At 68.1% G+C, this 25,684-nt stretch carries 23 protein-coding genes; 11 read left to right on the top strand and 12 right to left on the bottom strand.

Annotated features, from left to right (window positions below):
- A complete protein-coding gene (kasB, locus tag CEX87_RS17995; protein ID WP_094288397.1) occupies window positions 1–1,263 on the top strand; it encodes a 3-oxoacyl-ACP synthase KasB in 1,263 nt (420 codons plus the stop codon).
- A 36-nt stretch (window positions 1,264–1,299) separates the two neighbouring features.
- Entirely contained in the window at window positions 1,300–2,724 is a 1,425-nt protein-coding gene (locus tag CEX87_RS17990) for an acyl-CoA carboxylase subunit beta (RefSeq protein WP_064418361.1), read from the top strand.
- Window positions 2,725–2,826: 102 nt separating this feature from the next.
- On the opposite strand, the gene CEX87_RS17985 is transcribed toward CEX87_RS17990, so the two are convergent.
- On the bottom strand, window positions 2,827–4,371 hold the full coding sequence (locus CEX87_RS17985; RefSeq protein ID WP_094288395.1) for a glycerol-3-phosphate dehydrogenase/oxidase: 1,545 nt from the start codon (window positions 4,369–4,371) through the stop codon (window positions 2,827–2,829).
- Window positions 4,368–4,946 carry a TetR/AcrR family transcriptional regulator gene (locus tag CEX87_RS17980; RefSeq protein ID WP_064394094.1) on the bottom strand — a complete coding sequence of 193 codons (579 nt, stop codon included), beginning with the start codon at window positions 4,944–4,946 and terminating at the stop codon, window positions 4,368–4,370. Before CEX87_RS17980 ends, CEX87_RS17985 begins: the two co-directional genes overlap by 4 nt.
- 59 nt (window positions 4,947–5,005) lie before the next feature.
- Here CEX87_RS17980 and CEX87_RS17975 point away from each other — a divergent pair, with 59 nt between their 5' ends.
- Together CEX87_RS17975 and CEX87_RS17970 are read left to right on the top strand one after the other, a co-directional pair.
- Window positions 5,006–6,586 carry an FAD-binding oxidoreductase gene (locus tag CEX87_RS17975; RefSeq protein ID WP_094288393.1) on the top strand — a complete coding sequence of 527 codons (1,581 nt, stop codon included), beginning with the start codon at window positions 5,006–5,008 and terminating at the stop codon, window positions 6,584–6,586.
- On the top strand, window positions 6,583–7,500 hold the full coding sequence (locus CEX87_RS17970; RefSeq protein WP_094288391.1) for a diacylglycerol kinase: 918 nt from the start codon (window positions 6,583–6,585) through the stop codon (window positions 7,498–7,500). Before CEX87_RS17975 ends, CEX87_RS17970 begins: the two co-directional genes overlap by 4 nt.
- A 115-nt stretch (window positions 7,501–7,615) precedes the next feature.
- Here the strand turns inward: CEX87_RS17970 and CEX87_RS17965 are convergent, their stop codons facing one another.
- From CEX87_RS17965 to CEX87_RS17950, 4 genes are all read right to left on the bottom strand, one after another.
- A complete protein-coding gene (locus CEX87_RS17965; RefSeq protein WP_064394097.1) occupies window positions 7,616–8,128 on the bottom strand; it encodes a DUF3145 domain-containing protein in 513 nt (170 codons plus the stop codon).
- A 117-nt stretch (window positions 8,129–8,245) separates the two neighbouring features.
- Window positions 8,246–9,070, bottom strand: coding sequence for a serine hydrolase domain-containing protein (locus CEX87_RS17960; protein ID WP_064425697.1), 825 nt, complete (start codon window positions 9,068–9,070; stop codon window positions 8,246–8,248).
- Window positions 9,071–9,080: 10 nt separating this feature from the next.
- Window positions 9,081–10,157, bottom strand: a complete 1,077-nt coding sequence (locus CEX87_RS17955; RefSeq protein ID WP_094288389.1) for a class I SAM-dependent methyltransferase — start codon at window positions 10,155–10,157, stop codon at window positions 9,081–9,083.
- Window positions 10,158–10,228: 71 nt separating this feature from the next.
- Window positions 10,229–11,008 (bottom strand): dioxygenase family protein, encoded by a 780-nt coding sequence (locus CEX87_RS17950; RefSeq protein ID WP_064418367.1) that lies wholly within the window; start codon window positions 11,006–11,008, stop codon window positions 10,229–10,231.
- 36 nt (window positions 11,009–11,044) lie between these two features.
- Here CEX87_RS17950 and CEX87_RS17945 point away from each other — a divergent pair, with 36 nt between their 5' ends.
- Together CEX87_RS17945 and CEX87_RS17940 are read left to right on the top strand one after the other, a co-directional pair.
- Window positions 11,045–12,133: an S-(hydroxymethyl)mycothiol dehydrogenase gene (locus tag CEX87_RS17945; RefSeq protein ID WP_064394101.1), complete on the top strand. Its 1,089-nt coding sequence runs from the start codon at window positions 11,045–11,047 to the stop codon at window positions 12,131–12,133.
- Window positions 12,134–12,161: 28 nt separating this feature from the next.
- Window positions 12,162–12,791, top strand: a complete 630-nt coding sequence (locus CEX87_RS17940) for an MBL fold metallo-hydrolase (RefSeq protein ID WP_064394102.1) — start codon at window positions 12,162–12,164, stop codon at window positions 12,789–12,791.
- A gap of 100 nt (window positions 12,792–12,891) precedes the next feature.
- On the opposite strand, the gene CEX87_RS17935 is transcribed toward CEX87_RS17940, so the two are convergent.
- The gene (locus CEX87_RS17935; protein ID WP_064394103.1) at window positions 12,892–13,635 is read right to left on the bottom strand and encodes an SHOCT domain-containing protein; all 744 of its coding nucleotides are present in this window, start codon (window positions 13,633–13,635) and stop codon (window positions 12,892–12,894) included.
- Between the two features lie 136 nt (window positions 13,636–13,771).
- On the opposite strand from CEX87_RS17935, the gene CEX87_RS17930 reads away from it, so the two are divergent.
- Window positions 13,772–14,860 carry a class I SAM-dependent methyltransferase gene (locus tag CEX87_RS17930; protein WP_094288387.1) on the top strand — a complete coding sequence of 363 codons (1,089 nt, stop codon included), beginning with the start codon at window positions 13,772–13,774 and terminating at the stop codon, window positions 14,858–14,860.
- A 4-nt stretch (window positions 14,861–14,864) separates the two neighbouring features.
- Here CEX87_RS17930 and CEX87_RS17925 read toward each other — a convergent pair whose 3' ends face one another.
- The 5 genes from CEX87_RS17925 to CEX87_RS17905 form a co-directional block, all read right to left on the bottom strand.
- On the bottom strand, window positions 14,865–15,827 hold the full coding sequence (locus CEX87_RS17925) for a GlxA family transcriptional regulator (protein WP_094288385.1): 963 nt from the start codon (window positions 15,825–15,827) through the stop codon (window positions 14,865–14,867).
- 70 nt (window positions 15,828–15,897) lie between these two features.
- Window positions 15,898–17,670 (bottom strand): Hsp70 family protein, encoded by a 1,773-nt coding sequence (locus CEX87_RS17920; protein ID WP_094288383.1) that lies wholly within the window; start codon window positions 17,668–17,670, stop codon window positions 15,898–15,900.
- Window positions 17,670–18,698 (bottom strand): NAD(P)H-dependent amine dehydrogenase family protein, encoded by a 1,029-nt coding sequence (locus CEX87_RS17915; protein WP_066809961.1) that lies wholly within the window; start codon window positions 18,696–18,698, stop codon window positions 17,670–17,672. Before CEX87_RS17915 ends, CEX87_RS17920 begins: the two co-directional genes overlap by 1 nt.
- 134 nt (window positions 18,699–18,832) lie before the next feature.
- Window positions 18,833–19,927, bottom strand: coding sequence for a DUF4185 domain-containing protein (locus tag CEX87_RS17910; RefSeq protein ID WP_094288468.1), 1,095 nt, complete (start codon window positions 19,925–19,927; stop codon window positions 18,833–18,835).
- A gap of 42 nt (window positions 19,928–19,969) precedes the next feature.
- Complete coding sequence (locus CEX87_RS17905) at window positions 19,970–20,515, bottom strand: hypothetical protein (RefSeq protein ID WP_233151432.1); 546 nt, start codon at window positions 20,513–20,515, stop codon at window positions 19,970–19,972.
- Window positions 20,516–20,655: 140 nt separating this feature from the next.
- Between CEX87_RS17905 and CEX87_RS17900 the strand changes: the two genes are divergently transcribed.
- From CEX87_RS17900 to CEX87_RS17885, 4 genes are read left to right on the top strand one after another with little or no spacing between them, the layout of a single operon-like run.
- Window positions 20,656–22,191 carry an ABC transporter substrate-binding protein gene (locus CEX87_RS17900; protein WP_094288381.1) on the top strand — a complete coding sequence of 512 codons (1,536 nt, stop codon included), beginning with the start codon at window positions 20,656–20,658 and terminating at the stop codon, window positions 22,189–22,191.
- Window positions 22,191–23,159 carry an ABC transporter permease gene (locus CEX87_RS17895; RefSeq protein WP_094288379.1) on the top strand — a complete coding sequence of 323 codons (969 nt, stop codon included), beginning with the start codon at window positions 22,191–22,193 and terminating at the stop codon, window positions 23,157–23,159. The genes CEX87_RS17900 and CEX87_RS17895 overlap by 1 nt, the downstream gene beginning before the upstream one ends.
- The gene (locus CEX87_RS17890) at window positions 23,156–24,046 is read left to right on the top strand and encodes an ABC transporter permease (protein WP_094288377.1); all 891 of its coding nucleotides are present in this window, start codon (window positions 23,156–23,158) and stop codon (window positions 24,044–24,046) included. The genes CEX87_RS17895 and CEX87_RS17890 overlap by 4 nt, the downstream gene beginning before the upstream one ends.
- Window positions 24,043–25,665 carry a dipeptide ABC transporter ATP-binding protein gene (locus CEX87_RS17885; RefSeq protein WP_094288375.1) on the top strand — a complete coding sequence of 541 codons (1,623 nt, stop codon included), beginning with the start codon at window positions 24,043–24,045 and terminating at the stop codon, window positions 25,663–25,665. Before CEX87_RS17890 ends, CEX87_RS17885 begins: the two co-directional genes overlap by 4 nt.
- The last annotated feature ends 19 nt before the right edge of the window (window positions 25,666–25,684 follow it).

Raw genomic sequence — 25,684 nt, 5'->3', positions numbered from 1 at the left:
ATGGCAGGGTTAGCCGCACTTTCCACGGGGGACGGTTTCCCCAACGTCGTCGTCACGGGTATCGCCATGACGACGGCCCTGGCCACCAGCGCGGACGACACCTGGAAGAAGCTGCTGGACGGCCAGAGCGGAATCCGCAGGCTCGAGGACCCGTTCGTCGACGAGTATGACCTGCCGGTTCGCATCGGCGGGCATCTCCTCGAGGACTTCGACCACGAGTTGACCCGGGTGGAACTGCGCCGGCTGTCGTACCTGCAGAAGATGTCGACGGTGCTGAGCCGGCGGGTCTGGGAGGACGCGGGCACCCCCGAGGTCGACCCCAAACGGCTGATGGTGTCGATCGGCACCGGCATGGGCTCCACCGAGGAGCTGGTGTTCAGCTACGACAACATGCGCTCCAAAGGCCTCAAGGCGGTTTCCCCGCTGGCCGTGCAGATGTACATGCCCAACGCCGCTGCCGCCGCAGTGGGATTGGAGCGAAAGGCCCGCGCCGGGGTGGTCACTCCGGTGTCGGCCTGCGCATCGGGTTCCGAAGGCATCGCGCACGCCTGGCGCAACATCGTGCTTGGTGATGCGGACGTCGCGATCTGCGGCGGGGTGGAGACCAAGATCGAGGCGGTGCCGATCGCCGGCTTCGCCCAGATGCGAATCGTCTTGTCCACCACCAACGACGACCCTGCCGGCGCATGCCGCCCGTTCGACAAGGACCGTAACGGGTTCGTGTTCGGCGAAGGGGGTGCGCTGATGGTCATCGAGACCGAAGAGCACGCCAAGGCCCGCGGCGCCAACATCCTGGCTCGGATCATGGGAGCCAGCATCACCTCGGACGGCTACCACATCGTGGCGCCGGACCCGAACGGCGAACAGGCCGGTCACGCGATGACACGCGCCATCCAGCTCGCCGGGCTGCAGCCCACTGACATCGACCACGTCAACGCGCATGCCACCGGCACCAGCGTCGGCGACGTGGCCGAGGGTAAGGCGATCAACAACGCGATGGGCGGCCACAAGCCTGCGGTGTACGCACCCAAGGCTGCGCTCGGCCACTCGGTCGGCGCGGTCGGTGCCGTCGAGTCCATCCTGACCGTTATGGCGTTGCGCGAAGGCATCATTCCGCCGACGCTGAACCTGCGAAATCTCGACCCGGAAATCGATCTGGACGTGGTCGCCGGTGAACCGCGGTCAGGCAATTACCAGTACGCGATCAACAACTCGTTCGGATTCGGTGGGCACAACGTCGCGCTCGCTTTCGGGAAGTACTGACACTCCCCGGGATCCAGCGCAATAGGAGGTATGTGAATGACGACCATGGCGCCCGAGACAGTCGGCGAATCGCTCGACCCTCGTGACCCGCTGCTGCGTCTGAGCACCTTCTTCGACGACGGCAGTGTCGAACTGCTCCACGAGCGCGACCGTTCGGGCGTTCTCGCCGCCGCCGGAACCGTCAACGGGCTGCGTACCATCGCGTTCTGCACCGACGGCACCGTCATGGGCGGGGCCATGGGCGTCGAGGGCTGTGCCCATATTGTCGACGCCTACGACCAGGCCATCGAGGAGCAGAGCCCGATCGTGGGCATCTGGCACTCCGGCGGTGCCCGCCTCGCCGAGGGCGTCAAGGCGCTGCACGCGGTCGGCCTGGTGTTCGAGGCGATGATCCGGGCGTCCGGCTACGTCCCGCAGATCTCGGTCGTCGTCGGCTTCGCCGCCGGCGGTGCGGCCTACGGACCCGCCCTCACCGACGTGATCGTGATGGCGCCGGAGAGCCGGGTGTTCGTCACCGGACCGGATGTGGTGCGCAGCGTCACCGGCGAGGACGTCGACATGGCGAGCCTCGGCGGCCCGGACACCCACCACAAGAAGTCCGGCGTGTGCCACATCGTCGCCGACGACGAGCTCGACGCCTACGAGCGCGGCCGCCGGCTGGTTGGATTGTTCTGCCAGCAGGGCCATTTCGACCGGGCCAAGGCCGAAGCGGGCGACACCGACCTGCACGCGCTGCTGCCGGAGTCGGCGCGACGCGCCTACGACGTGCACCCGCTCGTCGAGGCGTTGTTGGACGAGGGCGTTCCGTTCGAGGAGTTCCAGGCCAAGTGGGCACCGTCGATCGTCATCGGTCTCGGTCGGTTGTCCGGTCGCTCCGTCGGCGTCATCGCCAACAACCCGCTGCGGCTCGGCGGCTGCCTGAACTCCGAAAGTGCCGAGAAGGCGGCACGATTCGTGCGCCTGTGCGACGCATTCGGGATTCCGATCATCAACGTCGTCGACGTTCCCGGTTACCTGCCCGGCGTGGATCAGGAGTGGGGCGGCGTCGTACGGCGCGGAGCCAAGCTGCTGCACGCGTTCGGCGAGTGCTCGGTCCCGCGGGTCACGCTGGTGACGCGCAAGATCTACGGCGGCGCCTACATCGCGATGAATTCGCGCTCGTTGGGTGCGACGAAGGTCTACGCCTGGCCGGATGCCGAGGTCGCCGTCATGGGCGCCAAGGCCGCGGTCGGCATCCTGCACAAGAAGAAGCTGGCCGCCGTGGAAGATCTCACCGAGCGCGAAGCCCTGCATGAGCAGTTGGCCGTCGAGCACGAGAAGATCGCGGGCGGAGTCGATTCCGCGATCGACATCGGCGTCGTCGACGAGAAGATCGACCCGTCGCACACCCGCAGCAAGCTGACCCAGGCGCTGGCCGAGGCACCGGCACGCCGCGGCCGGCACAAGAACATCCCGCTGTAACCTCGAGCGGCGCCGCAACCTTCAGCGTCGAAACCGACGTTCTGGCGGGAATGCGCGTGCGGAATCGACCATTTCGTCGGCCTCGGCGAAAGAGGCGCGAGGCTACCGTTCGGGCGCTGACACCACGAACTCGTCGGCTACCGCCACCACCCGCTCGCGGTCGGCCTCGACCAGGCCGATGCGGGTGCGGCGGTCGACGATGTCGTCGACGGTCAGCGCACCCTCATGGGTCACCGCGTACTCGAATTCCGCACGGATGACGTCAATCCCCTCGGCGACCGGTTCGGTGGGCCGCTCGCACGCGGCGGCGGCGATGACGTTCGGCGCTTCGGCACCGAAGCGAGCAACCAGCGAACCCGGCATCTCCGTCGGATGACGCAGCGTGGCAACCGGATTCGACGGCGCCCCGACAAGGGGCAGGTTGCGGGTGCGGCAGTCGGTCGCGGTCAGCCCGCGCCACTCGATCGCTCGGTCCAGCACGTCCTCGGCCATGAAGCGGTACTCGGTCAGCTTGCCGCCGATGACACTTATGACGCCCGAGGGTGATTCGGCGACCGCGTGTTCGCGCGAGACGTCGGCGGTGCGGCCCGCGCCTGTGTCGATCAGCGGACGCAGACCCGCGTAGGCGCCGATCACGTCGGACGGGCTCAACGCCACATCCAGGGCGGTGTTCACCGTGTCGAGCAGGAACGAGACCTCCTCGGGCGCGGGTTCGGGCACGTCGGGGACCGGGCCTGGGGCGTCCTCGTCGGTGAGCCCGAGGTACACCCGGCCCAACTGCTCGGGCATCGCGAACACGAAGCGGTTGATCTCGCCGGGTATCGGAATGGTCAGCGCCGCAACAGGATTGCCGAACACCGCAGCGTCGAAAACCAGATGCGTTCCGCGGCTGGGCCGCAGCTTTATCGAGGAATCCACCTCGCCCGCCCACACCCCGGAGGCGTTGATCACGGCGCGCGCGGCGACGTCGAACGACTCGCCGGTGAGCTGATCGGTCAGCCGCACCGAGGTGCCGGTCGCGTGTGACGCCGCCACCCGCGTCAACACCCGGGCACCGTGCTGGGCCGCCGTCCGCGCCACCGCGGTGACCAGGCGGGCGTCGTCGATCAACTGCCCGTCATACGCCAGGAACGCGCCGTCGAGACCGTCGCGGCGCACGGTCGGCGCCAGCTCGACGGCCCGGCTCGCGTCGATCCGCCGGGAGCGGGGCAACACCGACGCCGGCGTGCCCGCCAGCTTTCGCAGCCCGTCGCCGGCGGCGAAGCCGAAACGCACCAGCGCCCGCGACGCGGTGTTCATCGACGGAAGCAGCGGCACCAACTGCGGCATCGCCGTAACTAGATGAGGTGCGTTGCGCGTCATCAGGATTCCGCGTTCAACGGCACTGCGACGGGCGATCCCGACGTTGCCCGTCGCCAGATATCGCAGTCCGCCGTGAACCAGCTTGGAGCTCCACCGGCTGGTGCCGAACGCCAGGTCGTGCTTCTCCACCAGCACGACGCTCAGACCGCGGGTCGCCGCGTCCAGCGCGATGCCCGTTCCGGTGATGCCGCCGCCGATGACGATGACGTCGACGCGCTCGCCATCGGCCAGCGCCGCCAGTTCGGCGCTGCGGCGCGCGGAGTTCAGAGCCGTCGAGCCGGTCACGGTGCCAGATACCCGTCGAGGGCGTGCGCCAACTCGGCGTCGAGCGCAGCGGTGTCCAAGAGTTTCTCGACCATCTGCGCGGACTGGATGGCCGACTGGGTGATCAGCAGGCACATCGCGGCCAACTGGCGCGCATCGCCGGCGCGCACGCTGCCGTCGTCCTGGGCGATCTTGATGGCGTGGGTCAACGCGTCGATGAGGATCATCTGGCTGGTCCCGAGCCGATTGGCGATGTAGACCATCGCGAATTCCGGAGCGTCGCGCAGCACCGACATGATGATCTCGTCCTTCCGCAGATGCCGGGCCACCTCCACGACCCGCTGCACCAACGCTCTGCGGTCGGAACCGGTGTCGGGCACTTTGTCCAGCACACCCGCGATGCGCTCGGTCATCAGCGCCGCGAGCACCCCGTTCGTATCGGACCACCTGCGGTAGATGGTCGGGCGGCTCATGCGCGCACGCCGGGCGATGTCGGTCAGCGTGACCCGCTTGACTCCTACCGCGAGCACGCAGGCCGCCGCGGCATCGATGATGCGCCCCTCGACCGTCGACTCGTCGTTACGGATTGACGACATGTGTAATACTGTAACGCATGACGCGTCCCGATGCTCACTCGACCGCTCTCCTGCCCCCGATGAAGTGGAACGCCTGGGGTGACCCCGCCGAGGCGAAACCGCTGTCCGACGGCATCCGCACGCTGCTCGAACAGGCGCTCGGCGTAGAGACGTCGACCACCCAAGAACTCGAACCCGAACAGGTGCGACTGCGCCCGTCGGCGCTGACCGACGAGGACCGCGACGCACTCATCGGCATCGTCGGGCGGGACTACTGCCACATCGACGATCACGGCCGTCTGCTCCGGGCCGGCGGCAAGTCGACGCTGGACCTGCTGCGCCGCCGCGATCCCGATGAGCAGGACGCGCCGGACGCGGTGGTGCTGCCGGGCACCGAAGAGGAGATCACCGCGATCCTGCACCTGTGCGGCGAGCGCCGCATCGCCGTCGTCCCGTTCGGCGGCGGCACCAGCGTCGTCGGCGGCCTGGATCCGATCCGCGGCGAGTTCCGCGCGGCGATCTCCCTGGACCTGCGCCGATTCGACGAACTGCACTTCCTCGACGAGGTGTCCGGAGAAGCCGAACTCGGCGCAGGAGTGACCGGACCGGACGCCGAACGCCTGCTGGGCGCGGGCGGCTTCTCGCTCGGCCACTTCCCGCAGAGTTTCCAGTTCGCCACGATCGGCGGGTTCGCCGCGACGCGGTCGTCGGGCCAGGACTCGGCGGGCTACGGCCGGTTCAACGACATGGTGCGCGGTCTGCGCGCGGTCACACCGGTCGGCGTGTTGGACCTCGGCCGCGCACCGGAGTCGGCGGCCGGACCTGACCTGCGACAACTACTGATCGGATCGGAAGGCGTGCTCGGCGTCATCACCCGCGTGCGGGTACGGGTGCATCCGGTCCCGACGGCCACCCGCTACGAGGCGTGGTCGTTCCCCGACTTCGCCACGGGCGCCGACGCTTTGCGCACCGTCGTGCAGACCGGGACCGGCCCGACGGTGATCCGGCTGTCCGACGAGGCCGAGACCGGAGTGAATCTGGCGACCACCGACAGCATCGGCGAGAAGCAGATCACCGGAGGCTGCCTGGCGATCACGATGTTCGAGGGCACCGAAGCCCATGTCGCCAGCAGACATTCCGAGACGCGCGCGGTGCTCGAGGCCGCGGGCGGCACCTCGCTGGGTGAAGAACCCGCACGCGCATGGGAGCACGGCCGGTTCAACGCGCCGTATCTGCGTGACTCGCTGCTCTCAGCAGGCGCGCTGTGCGAAACGCTGGAAACGGCGACGAACTGGTCGAACGTGCCTGCGCTCAAGGCCGCCGTCACCGAGGCGCTGACGAACGCGCTGACCGAAACCGGCACGCCATCGCTGGTGCTGTGCCACATTTCGCATGTGTATCCCACCGGCGCGTCGCTGTACTTCACGGTCGTCGCCGGGCAGCGGGGCAACCCGATCGAGCAGTGGCGCAAGGCGAAAGCCGCGGCGTCAGAGGCGATGATGCGTACCGGGGCCACCATCACCCACCACCACGCCGTCGGCGCCGACCACCGGCCGTGGATGCGGGACGAAGTCGGCGATCTCGGCGTCGCGATCCTGCGCGCGGTCAAGGACACGCTCGACCCGGTGGGAATCCTCAACCCGGGCAAGTTGATCCCATGACGATCGACGGTCGCGTCACGATGCTGACGAACCCCGCGTCGGGGCACGGCAGCGCACCACACGCGGCCGAACGCGCTGTCGCGCAATTCCATCGGCGCGGCATGGACGTCGTCGCGATCGCGGGTACCAGCGCCGAGCATGCGCGCAAACTCGTCGAGGGCGCGCTTGATCGCGGGATGGACGCGCTCGTCGTCGTCGGTGGCGACGGCATCATTTCCCTTGCGCTGCAAGTGCTTGCGCAGACCGACATCCCGTTGGGCATCATCCCGGCGGGCACCGGCAACGACCACGCGCGCGAATTCGACATTCCCACCCGTGATCCCGAAGCCGCCGCCGACGTCGTTGTCGACGGCGTGACCGGCGGGGTCGCCCGGACCATCGACCTCGGGCGGATCCGCGGCGCCGACGGCACCGACAAGTGGTTCGGCACCGTGATGGCCGCGGGTTTCGACTCGCTGGTGACCGATCGGACCAATCGGATGCGTTGGCCCCACGGCCGCATGCGATACAACCTCGCGATGGTCGCCGAGTTGTCGAAGCTTCGACTGCTGCCGTTTCGGTTGTCGTTCGACGGCCAGGAGGTGACGACGGAGTTGACGCTCGCCGCATTCGGTAACACCCGCAGCTACGGCGCCGGCATGCGGATCTGTCCCGGCGCCGACCCGACCGACGGCCTGCTGGACGTCACGATGGTGGCCTCGGCGTCGCGCACTCGGCTGATCCGGTTGTTTCCCACCGTGTTCAAGGGCACCCACGTCGACCTCGACGAGGTCAGCACCGCACGGGCCAAGACGATCACCGTGGACTCCCCCGGCATCAACGCCTACGCCGACGGCGAGTACATGTGCCCGTTACCGGTCGAGGTGTCTGCGGTGCCCGGCGCGCTCAAGATCCTGACGCCGCGCCGAAAGTGAAATCTGCGACGGAAAACCGGCGAAAAGCGTCGCCGGATGCACAATCGGCGTCCTCGGCAACCCCACTCCCTGCCTGATGTCGTCGGCTACCCGAGTCCCTGCCTGATGTCGTCGGCTACCCGACTCCGCGGCTGAGCCAGCTCACCTCCGCGCCCGCACCACCGTCGCGGTACGGCTCCAGGGCCTCGTCCCATGCCGTGCCCAGCACGGAGTCCAGTTCGGCGGCCAACGTGTCGGCGCCGGCGGCCATCATCGCCCGCAGCCGCATCTCGCCGACTATCACGTCGCCGTTGGCGCTCATCGACCCGCTCCACAGTCCGAGCTGCGGCGTGTGGCACCAGCGATGGCCGTCGACGCCCGGGCTGGGATCCTCGGTCACCTCGAAGCGCAGCACCGACCACGAGCGCAGCGCACTGGCCAGCGCGGCGCCGGTCCCGACCGGACCGACCCAGTTGGTGACGGCACGCAACTGTCCCGGCATGGCCGGTTGCGGGGTCCACTTGAGGTTCGCCCTCGATTGAAGGGTCGACGACAACGCCCACTCGACATGCGGGCACACCGCAGCGGGTGACGCGTGGATGTAGACCACGCCCGTCGTCGCTTCGGCGAACTGGTTCGACGCACGCATTTGCCACTCCTTCGGCTCCACGAGGGACGTCTTCCCCAAGCGGCCTCTTGGACCCGAAACTTCGCAGCAAAATATGTGTCGTGCGTGTCTATTGTGCCTTGTGAGGCGCCTGTTGCGCTAGTCTGCGCCGAATTCTCTCAGGACTTCGTCAGACAAGGCCCGCCACGGCTTGTACGCCCACTCGCCGAAATTGCGGTCGGTGAGCACGACGAGCGCCCGATCGGCGTCCGGATCAACCCACAAAAACGTCCCTGACTGGCCGAAATGCCCGAACGTGCGCTCGGAGTTCGCCTCGCCCGTCCAGTGCGGCGACTTGCCGCCGCGGATCTCGAAGCCCAGCCCCCAGTCGTTGGGCCGCTGCACACCGAACCCCGGCAGCACCCCGTCCAGGCCGGGAAACTGCACCGAGATCGCCTCGCCATGCAGTTGTGCGGAGACCGTCGCCGGCCGAAGCAAGTCCGCGGCGAAGGCCGCCAGATCGGCGACCGTCGACGTCGCGCCGTACCCCGCTGCGGCCGCGCCACCGTCGAGCACGCTGTCGGTCATGCCCAGCGGTTCGAACACCGCCTCGGTCAGATACCGGTCGAACGCGATGCCCGTCGACTTCTCCAGCGTCTCGGCGAGCACCCCGAACCCGTAGTTCGAGTAGACGCGCCGCGTTCCCGGCTCGGCCATCGTCTCCGACGAGCGCATCGAGTAACCCGACGCGTGTGCCAGCAGGTGGCGCACGGTCGCCCCGGGCGGGCCAGCCTCGGTGTCGAGTTCGACGGCACCCTCCTCGACACCGACCTGCACCGCGCGTGCGGCCAGCGGCTTGGTCACCGACGCCAACTCGAATCGCCGCCGCTGGTCGCCGTGCTCGGCCACCACCCCGGACGGTCCGACCACGGCGGCCGCGGCGTTGGGCACCGGCCAGTCGCCCATGAGATCCAGCGCGCTCATCGCGCCGAGCCTACTTGCGCGCGATGTAGTAGTTGTTGATCGGATCGGTCTCGATCTCGCGCACCTGGACGTCGCTGAAACCCGCGTCGGCGAGCATCGACGCGGCGAGTTGATGGCCCCAGCAGGTACCCAACCCCGCACCGTCGAGGCCGAGCGACACCGTCATGCAGTGCATCGTCGAGACCGTGTAGAGATACGTGGAGAGCGGCACGCCGACGTTGTCCTCCAGCCGGCTCGAGGCCTTGACGTCGACCATGAGCAGGCAGCCGCCCGGCCGCAGCGCGCGATAGATGTTCGCCAGCACGGCCGCCGGTGCGGCTTGGTCGTGGATGGCATCGAAAACCGTTATCGCATCGTAACATTCGGACATATCGAGTGCTGCGACGTCTGCTGCGACGAAGGTGGCGTTGGCCAGGCCCAGTCGGGCGGCCTCGGCGCGCCCCACCCCGAGACCCTCGTCGCTGAAGTCGATGCCGGTGAACCGGCTGGCCGGGAACGCCTGGGCCATCACGTTGATCGCGTGCCCGCTGCCGCACCCGATGTCGGCGACGTCGGCCCCGTCGCGCAGCAGCTGCGGCAGTCCCCCCGCCAACGGCAGGATGACGTCGACGAGCGCGGCGTCGAACACCTCTCCGCTCTGCTCGGCCATCACCGTGTGGAACCGCGGATACTCGCTGTAGGACAACCCTCCGCCGGAGCGGAAGCAGCCGATGATCTTCTGCTCGACCTCGCCGAGCAGTGAGAGGAATTGCGCCAACCGCGCGACGTTGTCCGGGCCGGCGGCCCGAGTGAGCACCGCGGCGCGGTGCCCCGGCAGCGAATACGTGCCCGCCGACGCGTCGTAGTCGACTACTCCGGCCGTGACGACACCGCCCAGCCACTCCCGCACATAGCGTTCGTTGAGTCCCGCGGCCGCGGCCAGCTGGGCGCTGGTGGCCGGGGCCGAACCGGCCATGGTGTCCCACAACCCGGTCTGGTGGCCGATCGACAACAGCAGGACGAGGCTGGCGTTGTCGATCGCGGACACCATCCGCGCGGCGAAATCCTCGGTCGTGTCCGCGGCTGGGCTTTGGTCGATATCGGTCATAGCGGGTTCCCTCCGGCGTGCTGAACTGATCTCCATTGCACAACGGAGTCCCGCGCCGGGCGGTTCAACGGCTAAATCAATTCGATCGATCTCTTGGCCAGCCCCATCCAGTAGCCGTCGATCACCTGTCGTGCCTGCTGTCCGGGGTCCCTAGAGGCGCCGAGCGGGACGAACAGCGGCGACCAGTGCTCGATCGTCGGATGCGCGTACGGCATGCCCGGCGCCCGGTGCCGGAAGTCGATCAACGCGTCCACGTCGCCTGCGGTGAACATCTCGGCTGCCCATATGTCGAACTCCGTCGACCAGTCCGGCGGCTGCGCGCCCGTCGACGGGTCGTCGAGGAACGGTAGGCCGTGCGTGGTGAACCCGGAACCGATGATGAGCACGCCCTCATCGCGCAACGGCCGCAACCGCTCGCCCAGGTTCAGCAGCGTTCCCGGATCGAGTGTCGGCATCGAGATCTGCAGAACCGGAATGTCGGCGGCGGGATACATCACCGTCAGCGGAACGTAGGCGCCGTGGTCGAGTCTGCGGTCGGGGTCGTGCCGCACTGGCTCATCGCTTGGCAGCATCGCCTCGACCCTCGCGGCGAGGTCGACGGCGCCGGGGGCGTCGTAGGTCGTCTGGTAGTAGCGCTCCGGGAAGCCCCAGAAGTCGTAGGTCAGTGGTGTCTCGGTCGTCGTCGAGCCGATCGTCAAGGGTGCGGATTCCCAGTGCGCCGACACGACGAGGATGGCCGCCGGACGCGGCAGCTCCGTAGCCCATGCCGCCAGCTGACGCACCCACAGCTCGTCGTCGACCAGCGGCGGCGCACCGTGGGAGAGGAACAGCGCGGGAAGCGAATCAGCCATATGCCCAGTGTTCCCCGCAGCCGATAGGTTGTACTCATGAGTCAAACGGTGCGCGGAGTGATCTCACGGAAGAAGGACGAACCAGTCGAGGTCGTGGACATCGTGATTCCCGACCCGGGTCCGGGTGAGGTGGTGGTCGACGTCACCGCGTGCGGGGTCTGCCACACCGACCTGACGTATCGGGAGGGCGGCATCAACGACGAGTTCCCGTTCCTGCTGGGCCACGAGGCCGCGGGCAGCGTCGAATCCGTCGGCGAAGGCGTCACCAACGTCGAACCCGGTGACTTCGTGATCCTGAACTGGCGCGCGGTGTGCGGCCAGTGTCGGGCCTGTAAGCGCGGCCGCCCGCACCTGTGCTTCGACACCCACAACGCCGCGCAGAAGATGACACTGACCGACGGCACCGAGTTGACCCCGGCGCTGGGCATCGGCGCATTCGCAGACAAGACCCTCGTGCACGAGGGGCAGTGCACCAAGGTCGATCCGGCCGCCGACCCCGCGGCGGCCGGACTGCTCGGCTGCGGCGTGATGGCCGGCCTGGGCGCCGCGGTCAACACCGGCGCGGTGAGCCGCGACGACACCGTGGCGGTGATCGGCTGCGGAGGTGTCGGCGACGCCGCCATCGCCGGGGCCGCACTGGTCGGCGCCAAGCGCATCATCGCCGTCGACACCGACAACAAGAAGCTGGAGTGGGCGCGCGACTTCGGCGCCACCCACACCATCAACGCCCGCGAGCTGGATCCCGTGGAGACCATCGCCGACCTCACCGACGGCTTCGGCGCCGACGTGGTGATCGACGCGGTCGGGCGACCGGAGACCTGGAAGCAGGCGTTCTACGCCCGCGACCTGGCGGGAACCGTTGTCCTGGTCGGGGTTCCGACCCCGGACATGACGCTGGAGATGCCGCTGATCGACTTCTTCTCGCGGGGCGGCGCACTGAAGTCCTCGTGGTACGGCGACTGCCTGCCCGAACGCGACTTCCCCACCCTGATCAGCCTGTACCTGCAGGGGCGGCTGCCGCTGGACAAGTTCGTCACCGAACGCATCGGTATCCACGACGTGGAAGAGGCGTTCCACAAGATGCACGGCGGCTCCGAGGTGCTGCGCTCGGTGGTGATCTTGTGAGGAATGCTCGCGCGAGGAACGGAGAATCATGAACGGCGGACCGATCGGCCGGGTGGTCACCCACGGGACCTTCGAACTCGACGGCGGCAGTTGGGAGGTCGACAACAACATCTGGATCGTCGGCGACGACTCCGAGGTGGTGGTGTTCGACGCGGCCCACGACGCGGGACCGATCGTCAACGCGGTCGGCGGTCGGCATGTGGTCGCAGTGGTGTGCACCCATGGGCACAACGACCATGTGACGGTGGCGCCCGAACTGGGTCAGGCGCTCGACGCTCCGGTGCTGATGCACCCGGCCGACGACGTGCTGTGGCGAATGACGCACCCGGACAGCGACTTCCGCACCGTCGCCGACGGCGATACCCTGCGGGTCGCCGGGACGGAGCTTCGCGCCTTGCACACGCCAGGCCACTCGCCGGGTTCGGTGTGCTGGCACGCGCCCGAGTTGAACGCGGTGTTCTCCGGCGACACCCTCTTCCAGGGCGGGCCTGGGGCGACAGGGCGGTCGTTCTCCGACTTCCCCACCATCCTCGAGTCGATCTCCGGCCGGCTGGGGAAGCTGCCCGACCACACGGTCGTCTACACCGGTCACGGCGACTCCACGACCATCGGCGACGAACTCGTCAACTACGACGAGTGGGTGGCCCGCGGCAGCTGAGCTGCCAATCAGATTCGAGCAGCTGAGCTGCCAATCAGATTCGAGCAGTTGAACTGCCAATCAGGCTCGAGCAGCTGAGCTGCCAATCAGATTCGAGCAGCTAGTCCCCCAGGATGCGGCGCTTCTCCGCCTCGAACTCGGCCTCGGTCAGCGCACCCGAATCCCGAAGAGCGCCCAGCTGCTTGAGCTGTTCGAGACGTGCGCCCCGGTCGTCGGGTTGATACGCCGACGCGGGCGTCGAGACCGCCCGAAGCGTCGGCGGTGCTTCGGCGTTGACGATCTCGTGCGGCGCCAGCGGTCGCGCCGCCTTGGCCGCGCGACCCGACCAGATCAGGGCGGCGATCAGCGCGAGCACCCCGAGCACGGCCAATCCGCCGCACAGCCAGGCCAGCCAGCCATACGAACTGCCATGGCCGAAGGACAGCCGTGGATTGATGTATCCGTTCACGCTGCCGTCGGTCGAGACTCGATAGGTGCCGGGCTCGGCGACCTGGACCACCCAGATCCGCACGTGGGTGTCGCTGTTCACGGTGGTTGTCCCGCCGATACTTTCGGTCACCGCGGGATCCGCCGCGCCCTCGGGCGCGTCGATGTTGATGCTGAGCGCGGGGATCGGAAAGCCACTCGTGGGTTGTCCGGTGGTCACGGTGTGGAAGCTGACGGTCACCTCGCCCGCGGGCAATTCGATGTTTCCGGATCCCGGAATCGGCACCTCGCCGTATGCGTCGAAATCGTCGAGGACGAACGTGTTGAGCACCAAGGTGACGATGAAACCGACGACGGCGGTCACGAGGGTCAACACGGAGACGACGACGGCGACGCGCGGCCCGACCCTTCCGCTCATGGGCAGAGTTTGGCACGGCAGGCAGCGTGCGGCGCGGTGTTGCAACGGATACGTCGACCTCCGTCGGCGGCGACGGCCCGCGGGGACTACGGTCGGATGGGACCGAACCTGTTGTCCGCACGTCACGGAGGTCGCGATGCCCGAGTCCAGCATCGTCGTGCGGCCCGAGCCGATAGAGAGCGGGTCGTACACCGCCGGTTCGCGTCTGCAGGCCGCAGGCCTACAGGGGGCGATCAAGCTCTTCGAGGAAGCGGCCGCGGCCGTACCGATCCCGAGGCCTCCGCAGCCATTCGTCATCGCCGACTACGGCGCGTCGACCGGCCACAACTCGTTGCTGCCCATCTGCGCGGCAATCGCGGTCGTGCGCAAGCGGACCCGCACCGATCACCCCACCTTGGTCGTGCACACCGACGTACCGGATAACGACTTCACCGCGTTGTTCCGCACTCTGGCCGAGGATCCGGACACCTATCTGAGCAAGGACTCGGCGGCCTTCGCCTCTGCGATCGGGCGGTCGTTCTACTCGCAGATCATGCCGTCGAGCAGTGTGATCCTCGGCTGGAGTTCGTGGGCCATCCATTGGCTCAGCCGTGTCCCCGCGCCGATCCCCGATCATGTCCACGTGGCCTACAGCCGCGACGAGACCGTGCGCGCCGCGTACGCCAGGCAGGCCGCCACCGACTGGCACGAGTTCATCGCGTTCCGCGGTCGCGAGCTACGCCGCGGTGGTCGTCTCGTCGTGATGACGACGGCGGTCGACGACAACGGTGAGGTGGGGTACCGCAAGGTGCTCGGCGCGCTGGTCGATGCGATCGACGAATTGGCCGCCGACGGCTTGCTCACGGCCGACGAGGTGCACCGGATGGGTATCCCGATCGTCGGCCGTCGGGAACAGGATTTCCTGGCGCCGTTCGCGCCTAAGGGCCGCTTCGAACAACTCGAGATCGAACATCTCGAGATCTTCGACGCCGGGGACCGCTTTTGGCAGCAGTACCAAGTCGAAGGCAACGCAACGACTTTCGGGGCACAATGGGCGTCGTTCGCCAGGGCGGCGGTGTTCCCGATGCTGGCGACCGCACTCGAGGGCGGCGCCGCCGACCCCCGGACGGCACAGGTCTTCGATCGCCTGGAGGCGGGCCTGGCCGCCCGGCTCGCCGCGGCCCCCGAGAAAACTCAGATCCCGATGGCGCACCTGGTGTTGACCAAGAAGCCGAGGAACCCCTGAGCCGTCAGCCGGCGATGCGATCGCGAAACGTGTTGCGGTAGCTCTGCGGCGACACACCGGTCAGTCGCCGGAACTGCTCGCGGAAGTTCGCCGCGGACGTGAAGCCGACCTCGCGGCCAATGCGTTCGACACCGTGGTCGGTGCTCTCCAACAACTGCTGCGCATGGCGGATGCGCACACCCGTCAGCCACTGCATCGGCGTCTGCCCCGTCTCGGCCTGGAAGCGACGGTTGAGGGTTCGCACACTGAGCGCCGCCTGCGCGGCCAAGTCGTGCAGTGTCAGGTCGCGGTGCGCGTTGTGTTCGAGCCATGCCAGCAGGTCGTCGAGCGTGGTCTGTTCGGCAATGCTGTTGACTGCCGGGCGGTTTCGCACGATGAACTGGGCCTGGCCTCCGCTGCGGTGCAACGGCGCGACCGCCATGCGGGCGGCATCGGCGGCCATCGCGCTGCCGTGATCGAGCGCCACCATGTGCAGACACAGGTCGAGCCCGGCCGACGCGCCGGCCGACGACAAGATGTCGCCCTCGTCGACGTAGAGGACGTCGGGATCGAGGTGCACATCGGGATACCGCGCACGGAACAGGTCGGCGGCCACCCAATGGGTGGTGGCCCGCCTACCGTCGAGCAGTCCCGCCTCCGCGAGCGTGAACGCGCCCGTGCAGATGGACGCGATCCGCGCTCCCCCGCGGTGGGCCGATCGCAGCGCGTCGACGAGCTCATCGGGCGGCGGGGTGTCCAGGTCGTCGCAGCCGGGCACCACGATGGTGTCGGCGCGCCGCAGATCTGCGATCCCGCGGTCGCTCGCGATGGCGAGCGGACCTGCGGTCACCACCGGAGCCGTCGCACACACCATGACCCGGTATCCCGGCTCCCCTGAGGGCAGTCGAACGCGGCCGAACACCTCGACAGCGGTGCCCAGGTCGAACGCGATCGTGTTCGGCAACGCGACAACCGCGACCGTATGCATGCCGGCACCCTACCAATAGGTGGCAATAATTAGCAGCGCCGCCGAAATCTTGCCAGCCGACCGAACTACCCTACGGTCCCGGCTGACCGGGTAGTTGCGGAGCGGGCACCCACGGAAGACCTGGAATGGTCGGATACGGCGCCGTCGGGCTCCACGGCGGTGGCTGGGTGGTCGGCGGCGGCTCGGTCGTCGGCGGCGGCTCCGTCGTCGGCGGAGGGGGCTCCGGCGACGGCGGAGGTGGAGGTGGCGGTTCGGGCGACGGGGGCGGTTCGGTGACCGTCCGCGTCACCGGCGGAGGCGGCCGGTAGACGGTCTGCGGCGCCTGGGTGGCCGGCGGTGGCGGCGGCGCGGCGGTGGTCGGTGTCGTGGGCCGCGGGGTGACCGTCATCGGCGGTGTGGTGGTCGACGCGGGATCGGGTGCGGACTCGTCGCCGGACATCACCCACAGCACCGCGGCCACCAGCGCCGCCAGCACCACGAGGACACCGCCGGCCAGCGGGACCGCCGGATTGCGATACCACGGCACCGGTCGCGGCGGCAGGTCGTCCCAGGACTCGTCGTCTCCGAACTGCATCTGCGGCCGCACCTCGCCGGCTCCCGCGGGCGGTCCGTAGTCGTAGGGGTCCGTGGCCACGCCCTCGGGGACGTCAGGCAACTCCTCGGCGTCCGACCAGGCCAACGCCCCGAAGGAACCCGACTGTGGTGCCCCCTCGTCGCCCGGGGAGCCGACCTCGGGGGCCATCGCCGTCGCCGCGGCGGCGGCAGCCGCAGCCCCGGGCGCCGCGGACATCGCGGTCATCCCCTCTTCCACGGTTCCCCGCACGGCCGCCAATCCACCGCCTACGGCCGCGGCCAATTCGGGATGGGCCGAGGTGATGACCGGCGCGCGGAACCGCTCCGAGAGCGTGGTGGTGACGATCGGGATCCGCGCCCCGCCGCCGACCGACGCGACGGCCGCAAGTCCACGAATTCCGTTGCGCTCCAAGATCTCCTGCAGGGTGTTCGCGAAACCCGCGAGGGGACCGCTCAGCACTTCGTCGAGTTCGGTGCGGGTCAGCCGCACATCGCTGCGGTGCCCGGGCAATTCGGCCACCAGCGAGGTGAACGTCGCCGTGGACAGCCGCTCCTTGGCGCCGCGGCACTGCGCTCGTAATCGAGACAGCGAGCCGATCGCCGAGGTGCTGGACAGATCGACGGCCCCGGCCGCCGACAGATCCTCGAGGACGTGGGTGAGCAGCGCCTGGTCGACCAGGTCACCGGACAGGTCGTGGTGGCGGACGGTCTCGCCGATCTGCGCGTAACCGTTACCGGCATCGAACAGGCTGACGCTCGTTCCGGTCCCGCCGAAGTCGCAGAGCGCGATGACGCCGCGGCTGGGCACCCCCGGTTCGTCCTGCAGCGAGGTCAGCGCCGCCACCGAGTCTGAGACCACGGGCGCGGTCCGCGGCCGCGCAAACTCGGGAACGGCGGCCAGCGCGCCGCGCAGCGCGTCGACGGAGGCGGGCCGCCAGTGCGCCGGGTGCGTCACTGCGATGTTGCCGCCAGGACTTCGGCCGCCTCCGACCGCGTGAAGCATCGCCCGCAGGGCGTCGGCGAGCACGACGTCGGCCTTGTGAGTGGAACCGTCGGCGGCAACGATGCCGACATGGTCGCCGACCCGGTCGACGAAATCGGTCAGGATCAGGCCGCGTTCGTCGAGGTTGGGGTTTTCGCTGGGCACGCCGACCTCGGGCGGCCGGTGCGGGAACCGCGTCAACACCGGCGACCGGGTCAGGGCTGATCTGCCCACGACGACGGCCGCCAGGTTGGTCGCGCCAACCGACAGCCCTATCCCATCGGCCATCAGCGGATGGTGCCTGCGCCCGGAATCAATGGCAAATCCAACGCCGTCACCCAGCCCGGCGAGAGGTCGTTGACCGCGGGCACCGCGTTGAGCGCGCGCAGGCCGGTCGCCAGGCAGCCGGCCGCGGCGGCGTCGCGCCCGGAACCGTCGGTGAAACGGAACGCGGTCTCCTGGAAGATGCTGGGTGTGCCCTCGATGTCGACGCGGTAGACGTCGTTCTCGTTGCCCGACGGCCAGTCGGGCGCCGCGTCGTTACCGATCCGGTTGACGTGTTCGAGCTGGATGCGGGTCTCGCCCCGGTACACGCCGTTGATCGTGAACCGCACGGCCGCGACGTTCCCCGGGGCGATGATGCCCTTGGCGGTCTTGCGTTCGGTCGGCGTGACCCACTTGTCCCATGTGGTGGTGATCTCGTCGAGCATGATGCCCGCGGCATGCGCGATCATCGGAACGGTTGCGCCCCAGGCGAAAATCAGAATGTCGGGATTTTCGAGAAGCGGACGGTACTCGGGCGGCTTGCCGATGCCCATCTCGCGGTCGTAGTCGCCTTCGTAGTTGGTGTAGTCGAGCAGTTCGGAGGCACGAACCTTGCGCACCTCCGAACACAGACCCATCAGCGTCATCGGGAACAGATCGTTGGCGAACCCGGGGTCGATGCCGGTGGTCAGGCACGACGATTCGCCGAGTTCGCAGGCTTCGGTGATGGGTTCGATCCAGTTCGGCGGGTTCAGATGCATCGTGGGCCAGATCCAGGGCGTCATCGCGGTCGAACAGACGTCGATGCCGGCCCGAAGGAATCGGGTAATCAGTGCGATGTTGTCGTCGGCGTGATTGGCCGTCGGTCCGTAATGCACCAGCGCGTCGGGTTTCAGCGCGATCAGCGCATCGACGTCGTCGGTCGCGGCCAGTCCCAACTCCGTGTCCAGCCCGCAGATCTCACCGACATCGCGGCCGACCTTGTCCGGGTCGTTCACGCCGACGCCGACCAGCTCGAACAGGGGGTGTTCGACGATTTCGGGAATCACCATCTTGCCCACGAAACCGGTGCCCCAGACCACTACACGTTTGGCGCCAGAATCCCCAGATCTCCCAGCCACTGCTCGCCTTCCCTTCGGCCCCGCTCTAACACCATAGGGGCGTCACGACCCCGACGGATCGGACGCTACAAATTGATCGGGTCGGGCGGCGGCACCGTCTTGGTGCTGTCTTTGAGCGCGGTCTTGAACTGCATCGCTCGATACGGCCAGCCGGTCGTCGTATTCCACTGCGAGACAATCAGTCCGATACCACCGTCGATGTCGAAGCGCGACCCCGGCAACAGGTAGCCACCGTAGAGCTGGGCGACCCGGCTGCCGACATGGTCTTCGTCCTGCCACGCCGATCCGAGGATGGGTGTCTGGACCGGCGTGGTGTGCATGTTGGCGACAGGGGAGGCCACCACGCGGTAGCCGAGCGCGTACTTCGACGCGAGAAACCCGCCGAGCACCCACTTTCCCGGCCCGATGCGGCGGAACGCGAGCTCGCCCCATCGCTCGCCGACGGGCGTGATCGGCGTCGCCGATCTCGTCCCCCACGACCATCGCGTCCCGTCGAAATGCCAACTCAGATAACGGGTCCTGTCGCCGATATGCTCCGGACGCACGCGCATCAGCACGATGCCCTTGTCGCGCTGGAAGCCGGTTGCGGCCACGTACACCCAGCCGTCGCCGGGGTCGTAATCCCAAGCCCAGCACTGTGCATGACCGTCGTGCAGGTCGGCGGGAAACTTGGCCTTGTCCCCCAGATGTGTCCAGCTCACCCCGCTGTCGTGCGAGTGCCAGATCTCGGTCCAGACGACGTTGCCGAAGCCGCGGTTGACGATCGCGTGCAGATACATCGACCCGCCGACGGTCAGCAGGTCCGACGGGATCACCGTGCTGATACCGCCGCGACGCCAGCCGGTGCCGGCGTCGTCGTGCTCGTAGTGCCACAGTTGGCGCGCGTAGTCGGGATCGCTGCCGCCGGCGCGTTCGTAGACGATCGGGTGGTCGGCGTCGCCGGTGCCGATCAGGACGACCGGGGATCGCCAATCCCCCTCGCCGACCCGCGAACCCGAGAAGGTGTCGCCGAACACCGACACCAGTTTTCCGTTCGGCGCGACCGCCGACGCGCCGAGGTCGGTGCACGTGACACCCCATCGATCGGTCAGGCCGGGACCGGTGAGGTCTAGGGCCTTGCCGTTGAGGAGTGGCAGACTGGCCCGCCCGGCGGGGTCCAGCCCGCGCCCGGCCGCTCCTCCGATCGACGGATCGTCAGGCACCTAGAAGCAGCGGCGCAGACCGCCGGGCTCGCAGATCAGCGGATACGGCGTGACGGGAATCGACAGCGGTTCCTTGAACGTCAGGGTCAACGGCAGTTCAACCATCCCGGGCTGCTCGCCGCACACCGCACCGTGGATGATCCTGGCGCGCCCGGTGAGCGTGGCCCCGTTGAAGGAGTAGATCTCCTTCTGCAGCGCGGTGCTTCCGTCGGGGCAGTTACGGATCGAGTCGAACGTGTTCGCCTTGAACGTCCACTCGCCGCCGACCATGTCGGCCTCGGCGCCACCGCGACCTGCCGGCGTGACCTTCAGTCGGCACCCGACGGGAAGGATCAGCGGCTCGCGCAGATCGCCGACGGTCGGCACGCAGATCGGGAAGATCTCCCAGGTGGTCTCGGCCTGTCCGGCGATCTTGACCGTGTAGACCCCTTCGGGGGTGTCGGGGGATTTCACGTCACCCTGGCCGGCCGCGATCCCTGCGGCGCCGAACATCAGCCCGAGCGCACACGCCGCGACGCCCAACGCCCGTGCGATCGTCTTGGTCACGTCGTGCCCCTCCAGCCGTCTACGGTTGATGTCGAGTATCTCAGTGTGCACGCAGCGTCGTCACGGCTTTCCCCGGCTCCGGGTTTCGCGGCTCCCTGGCGAGGGGTAGAAACGATGCACACAACCGGCGGGGTGAAGGCATGAAACGACTGGTGGAAGTACTCGCCACCGTGGTCGTCACCGCCGTCGCCGCCGTGACGGTGCTGGCCGGGTGCTCCACCGGCCAAGGCGTGGATCTCGGGGAATCCTCGAACAGCCTCGTCGCCGCCATCGCCGGTGAACCCGACCAGCTCGACCCGCACAAGACCAGCGCGTACTTCTCCTTCGAGGTGCTCGAGAACGTCTTCGACACGCTCGTCGAACCGGACGCGAACCTCGAGATGCGGCCAGCCCTCGCCGAGTCGTGGGAGGTCAGCCCCGACGAGTTGTCGTGGACGTTCCATCTGCGACCGGGCGTGACGTTTCACGACGGCAGCCCGTTCACCGCCGACGACGTCGTGTTCTCGTATCGGCGCATCATCGACGAGCAGTTGGCCAACGTCGACAAGTTCAGCGCCGTGACCGACGTGCGGGCCGTCGACCCGATGACCGTGGTGATCCGGGTCAAACATCCGACGCCCAACCTGTTGACCAACATCGGTGGGTTCAAGGGAATGGCGATCGTGCAGCGCCGCAACGTCGAAAGCGGTCAGATCGCCACTCACCCGGTGGGCACCGGACCGTTCGCGTTCCAGTCGCAGAAGAGCGGCGACTCCATCGTCTTGTCGGCGAACAAGGCCTACTGGGCTGGTGCCCCGAACGTGGGCGGTGTGACGTTCCGGTTCATCTCCGAACCGTCGACCGCGCTGTCGGCGCTGCAGGCTGGTGAGGTCGACTGGACCGATTCCGTCCCGACGCAGCGGGTGGCGCAGCTTCGTGACGACGACTCGCTGCATCTGCAGGTGGCTGCGAGCAACGACTACTGGTATCTCGCGCTCAACGAGGCGCACAAACCGTGGGACGACGTGCGGGCACGCCAAGCCGTCGCCTACGGCATAGACCGCGCCGCGATCGTGCAGGCCACCAGCTATGGCACCGCGACCGCCAACCAGCTCGCCATCCCCGAAGGCAACCCCTGGTACACCGCATACGACCGCTACCGCTACGACACGGAAACCGCCCAACGACTGCTCGACGAGGCCGGCGTGGATGACGTCGATCTCGACATGCTGGTCACCAGTGAGTATCCCGAAACCGTGACCGCGGCGCAGGTCGTCGCCGATAACCTTGCCCCACTTGGCATCACGGTCAACATCCGCACCGTCGACTTCGCCACCTGGCTCGACGAGCAGAACAACGGCAACTTCGACATGCTGATGATGGGCTGGCTCGGCAACATCGACCCGGACGACTTCTACTACGCCCAGCACCATACGAACGGAACGAGCAACGCCCAGAAGTACTCCAATCCCGAGGTCGACCGCCTGCTCGACGCGGGCCGCGTCGAGACGGACCGCCAAGCGCGCTTCGAGCTCTATCAGCGCGCCGCGACGATCATCGCCGACGAGGTGAGCTACATCTACCTGTACAACCCGTCGGTGATCCAGGCGTGGGTGACCAACCTGTCGGGTTACGAAGCCCGCCGTGACGGTGCTGTGCGCTTCCGCACCGCGAGCCTGGACGGGAGCGAAACCTGATGACGGCCTTGCTCACTCACCCGATCACGCGGTTTCTGGCGCGCCGATTGGCGTATTCGGCGGTGGTGCTGCTCGGCGTGCTGGTCGTCAGCTTCGCGCTGGTGCATCTGGTGCCCGGCGATCCGGTGCGCATCGCGCTGGGAACCCGCTACACACCGCAGGCCTACGAGGCGCTACGAGCGGCGAGCGGCCTCGACAAACCGATCGTCGAGCAGTTCCTGTCCTACATCGGGAACGCGTTGACCGGCAATCTCGGGGTGAGTTTTCGCAACGGCGACCCGGTGACGGTGATCCTGCTCGAAAGACTGCCAGCCACAGTGTCACTGGCGGCGGTCGGAATCGTCATCGCGCTGCTCATCGCCATCCCGGCCGGAATCTGGTCGGCGCTGCACGAGGGCCGGCTCAGCGACGCGCTCGTGCGGGTGGGCAGCCAGTTCGGGGTGTCGATCCCCGACTTCTGGATGGGCATACTGCTCATCGCGCTGTTCGCCTCGACGCTGCACTGGCTGCCCACCTCGGGCTACCGGCCGTTGTTCGACGACCCCGTGGGCTGGTTGCGCCACCTGATCCTGCCCGCGCTCACCGTCGGACTGGTGGCGGGCGCGATTCTGACGCGCTATGTGCGCTCTGCGGTGCTCGAGGTCGCCGCGATGGGCTACGTGCGAACCGCGCGCTCGAAAGGGCTTGCGCCGCGGGTGGTCACACTGCGCCACACCGTGCGCAACGCTCTGATCCCGATCCTGACCATCACCGGTATCCAGCTGGCCACGATCATGTCCGGGGTGATCGTCGTGGAGGTGGTGTTCGCCTGGCCAGGGCTGGGCCGGCTCGTCTACAACGCGGTGGCCGGGCGTGACTACGCGGTCATCCAGGGCACGGTGCTGTTGATCGCGGCGCTGTTCCTGTTGATCAACCTGATCGTGGACGTGCTCTACGCCGTCGTCGACCCGAGAATCCGGTTGTCATGACAATTCCCGCCGAGTCGAGCGGCAGGGTGTCGTCGCTGCGGCTGCTCATGGGCAACCCCGTCACGGTGGTCAGCGCGGCCCTGCTCGTGCTGATCGCGTTCGTCGCCGTCACCGCCAATTGGATTGCGCCGTACGGTATCAACGACGTCGACGTCCCGAACGCGCTGCAACCGCCCAGCGGGGCGCACTGGTTCGGCACCGACGAACTGGGCCGCGACGTGTTGTCGCGGGTGCTGGTGGCCACGCAGGCGTCGATGCGCGTCGCGGTGATCAGCGTGGCGTTCGCCGCGGTGGTCGGTGTGACAATCGGCGTGGTGTCCGGCTATCGCGGCGGCTGGCTCGACACCGTTTTCATGCGCGTGGTGGACGTGATGTTCGCGTTCCCGGTGCTGCTGCTCGCGCTCGCCGTGGTGGCGATCCTCGGGCCCGGGGTGACGACGACGATCCTGGCGATCGGCATCGTCTACACGCCGATCTTCGCGAGGGTGGCCCGCGCCAGCACCATGAGCGTGCGCGTCGAACCGTTCGTGTCGGTGTCGCGCAGCATGGGCACCGGGCATCTCTACATCCTGGGCCGCCACATCCTGCCGAACATCGCCGGACCGCTGGTCGTTCAGGCGTCGCTGTCGTTGGCGTTCGCGATCCTGTCCGAGGCCGCATTGTCGTTCCTGGGGTTGGGTATTCAGCCGCCGCAGCCGTCGCTGGGGCGGATGATCTTCGATTCGCAGGGCTTCGTGACGATGGCGTGGTGGATGGCGGTGTTCCCCGGTGCCGCCATCTTCGTCACCGTGCTCGCGTTCAACCTGTTCGGTGACGGTCTGCGCGACGTCCTCGATCCCCGGCAGCGCACGCTCGCCGAAACCCGCCGGAAAGGGACGCAGCAGTGAGCGATCCGGTGTTGAGCGTACGCGACCTGCAGGTCAGCATCGGCAGGCGGAAGATCGTGCGGGGAGTGTCGTTCGACGTGCACCGCGGACAGACCCTCGGGATCGTGGGTGAGTCGGGTTCGGGCAAGTCGATGACCGTCCTCGCCGTGACGGGCCTGCTCGACGCGCCGGGTGCGCGCGTCTCCGGAACGAGCACGCTGACAACCGAATCCGGCCGTACCGAGCTCGTCGGAGCCTCGAACCGAGTGTTGCGCAGCGTGCACGGCGGCCAGATCGGGTTCGTGTTCCAGGATCCGGGTACGTCGCTGAACCCGCTGTTGACGCTGGAGCGGCAGATCACCGAATCACTTGAGGCGCACCGGCGGATGACCCGGCAGCAGGCGCGCGGCCGGGCGCTCGAGCTGCTCGGGGCGGTCGGCCTGCCGGATCCGCAGTCGCGGCTGCGCGCCTATCCGCATCAGCTGTCCGGTGGGCAGAAGCAGCGCGTGATGATCGCGATAGCGATGGCGTGCGATCCGGTTCTGCTGATCGCCGACGAACCGACCACCGCGCTCGATGTGACCACGCAGGCACAGATCGTGGAACTCGTCGCTGAACTGCAACGCGACTTCGGCACGGCGGTGGTGTGGATCAGCCATGACCTCGGCGTGATCGGCCAGGTCGCCGAGGACGTGACGGTGTTGCGCGGCGGCGAAGCGGTCGAGCAGGCCTCGGTCACCGACGTTTTCGACCGGCCACGCCACGAGTACACCCAAGAACTGCTCGCCGCGCGACCACTCGTCGGGCGCCCGGGTCCGCCCCCGGTGCCGGATGCGCCGGTGCTGCTGGACGTCGCGGGTCTCGACGTGCGGTTCGAGGTCAGTACACCGGTCGGCAAGTCGACCGTGCACGCCGTCAAAGACCTGTCATTTCAGATCCGTCGCGGCACGACCCTGGGCCTCGTCGGCGAGTCAGGCTCGGGCAAGTCGACCGTGGCGTCCGCGCTCACCGGCCTGGTGCGGCCCGACGCCGGCACCGCGAAACTCGGTGACGCCGACGTGTTCGGGGTGCGCGGGAAGGCGGAGAAGGCGTTGCGCAGGCGAATCGGCCTGGTGTTCCAGGACCCGTTCTCGTCGGTGAACCCGCGCGCCCGCGTCAGCGCCACGATCGCCGAACCGCTGATCGTGCACCGGCTCGCGAAGGGTCGGCGCGCCCGCGCCGCCAGGGTGGATGAACTGCTCGACCTCGTCGGCCTGCCGACGTCGTTCACGTCGCGCTACCCGCACGAGCTGTCGGGCGGTGAACGCCAACGGGTGAGCATCGCCCGCGCGCTGGCCGGTGAACCCGAGTTGCTGATCCTCGACGAAGCGACTGCGGCGCTGGATGTTTCGGTTCAGGCGAAGGTGCTCGATCTGCTGGCCGGTCTGCAACGCGACCTAGGGCTGACCTACCTGTTCATCGCACACGACCTCGCGATCGTCCAGCAGGTCAGCCACGACGTGCTGGTGATGCGCGACGGCGCGGCGGTGGAGTACCGGCCGGCCGCCGATTTGTTCACCTCACCCCGCGACGACTACACCCGCGCGCTGTGGGCCGCCGTACCCCCGGAACGCCCTCGCGTCTCGACCCCTCGACCATAGGAACCAGGACCGTCAGTTG

Source organism: Mycobacterium lehmannii (assembly GCF_002245535.1).
In the GTDB taxonomy this organism is placed as follows: Bacteria; Actinomycetota; Actinomycetes; order Mycobacteriales; family Mycobacteriaceae; genus Mycobacterium; species Mycobacterium lehmannii.
This window is presented reverse-complemented; position numbering and strand designations above follow the sequence as displayed.

Excerpts from the sequence above, each read along its gene's own strand:
- CEX87_RS17970 (WP_094288391.1), top strand. The coding sequence starts at position 6,583 with ATGACGATCGACGGTCGCGTCACGATGCTGACGAACCCCGCGTCGGGG.
- CEX87_RS17945 (WP_064394101.1), top strand. The coding sequence starts at position 11,045 with ATGAGTCAAACGGTGCGCGGAGTGATCTCACGGAAGAAGGACGAACCA.
- CEX87_RS17895 (WP_094288379.1), top strand. The coding sequence starts at position 22,191 with ATGACGGCCTTGCTCACTCACCCGATCACGCGGTTTCTGGCGCGCCGA.
- CEX87_RS17960 (WP_064425697.1), bottom strand. The coding sequence starts at position 9,070 with ATGAGCGCGCTGGATCTCATGGGCGACTGGCCGGTGCCCAACGCCGCG.
- kasB (WP_094288397.1), top strand. The coding sequence starts at position 1 with ATGGCAGGGTTAGCCGCACTTTCCACGGGGGACGGTTTCCCCAACGTC.
- CEX87_RS17980 (WP_064394094.1), bottom strand. The coding sequence starts at position 4,946 with ATGTCGTCAATCCGTAACGACGAGTCGACGGTCGAGGGGCGCATCATC.
- CEX87_RS17955 (WP_094288389.1), bottom strand. The coding sequence starts at position 10,157 with ATGACCGATATCGACCAAAGCCCAGCCGCGGACACGACCGAGGATTTC.
- CEX87_RS17950 (WP_064418367.1), bottom strand. The coding sequence starts at position 11,008 with ATGGCTGATTCGCTTCCCGCGCTGTTCCTCTCCCACGGTGCGCCGCCG.
- CEX87_RS17890 (WP_094288377.1), top strand. The coding sequence starts at position 23,156 with ATGACAATTCCCGCCGAGTCGAGCGGCAGGGTGTCGTCGCTGCGGCTG.
- CEX87_RS17920 (WP_094288383.1), bottom strand. The coding sequence starts at position 17,670 with ATGGCCGATGGGATAGGGCTGTCGGTTGGCGCGACCAACCTGGCGGCC.
- CEX87_RS17930 (WP_094288387.1), top strand. The coding sequence starts at position 13,772 with ATGCCCGAGTCCAGCATCGTCGTGCGGCCCGAGCCGATAGAGAGCGGG.
- CEX87_RS17925 (WP_094288385.1), bottom strand. The coding sequence starts at position 15,827 with ATGCATACGGTCGCGGTTGTCGCGTTGCCGAACACGATCGCGTTCGAC.
- CEX87_RS17900 (WP_094288381.1), top strand. The coding sequence starts at position 20,656 with ATGAAACGACTGGTGGAAGTACTCGCCACCGTGGTCGTCACCGCCGTC.
- CEX87_RS17935 (WP_064394103.1), bottom strand. The coding sequence starts at position 13,635 with ATGAGCGGAAGGGTCGGGCCGCGCGTCGCCGTCGTCGTCTCCGTGTTG.
- CEX87_RS17965 (WP_064394097.1), bottom strand. The coding sequence starts at position 8,128 with ATGCGTGCGTCGAACCAGTTCGCCGAAGCGACGACGGGCGTGGTCTAC.
- CEX87_RS17940 (WP_064394102.1), top strand. The coding sequence starts at position 12,162 with ATGAACGGCGGACCGATCGGCCGGGTGGTCACCCACGGGACCTTCGAA.
- CEX87_RS17975 (WP_094288393.1), top strand. The coding sequence starts at position 5,006 with ATGAAGTGGAACGCCTGGGGTGACCCCGCCGAGGCGAAACCGCTGTCC.
- CEX87_RS17915 (WP_066809961.1), bottom strand. The coding sequence starts at position 18,698 with ATGGTGATTCCCGAAATCGTCGAACACCCCCTGTTCGAGCTGGTCGGC.
- CEX87_RS17990 (WP_064418361.1), top strand. The coding sequence starts at position 1,300 with ATGACGACCATGGCGCCCGAGACAGTCGGCGAATCGCTCGACCCTCGT.